Source organism: Clostridium sp. MCC328 (assembly GCF_018785465.1).
Taxonomy (GTDB): domain Bacteria; phylum Bacillota; class Clostridia; order Lachnospirales; family Lachnospiraceae; genus Pilosibacter; species Pilosibacter fragilis.
Window position 1 is genome coordinate 1 of the sequence record NZ_WQPW01000140.1, and the last position, 453, is coordinate 453.

The 453-nt window shown below is 47.5% G+C and carries 1 protein-coding gene; it reads left to right on the forward strand.

The window, feature by feature from the left end; all coding sequences use genetic code 11:
• On the forward strand, positions 1 to 330 hold a 330-nt coding region (locus GPK83_RS15875), incomplete at its 5' end, for an RNA-guided endonuclease TnpB family protein (protein ID WP_215705232.1).
• Positions 331 to 453 lie beyond the last annotated feature (123 nt).

Below are 453 nucleotides of genomic sequence, written 5' to 3' on the forward strand. Positions count from 1 at the left end.
ATCGAAGATCTGGATCTGAAGACGATGAGCGGGGAACATCATTTTGGAAAAAGTGTTCATGACAACGGCTGGAGAATGTTCACAGATTTTTTGCAGTATAAACTGGAACGGGAAGGGAAGAAACTTGTCCGCATCGACCGCTGGTATCCCAGTTCCAGAACATGCAGCTGTTGTGGAAAAATAAAACATGATCTGAAACTGGAAGAGCGGGTATATCTTTGCAGCTGCGGAAACCGGATGGACCGTGATGAAAATGCGGCAGTCAACATCTGCAGGGAAGGTCTGAGAATGTCCGGGATCATATTAGAAAAGAGCGAAAAAGCATCATAAAAAGATATCAGTCCAAAAGAACCGTGGGACACACGGGGATCGCTCGTGAATGCTTTGCCCAACGGGGCAATCGAACGAGAAGCCCCCACTTCAAGCGTGAGCTAAGTGGTGGGAGTATGTCAC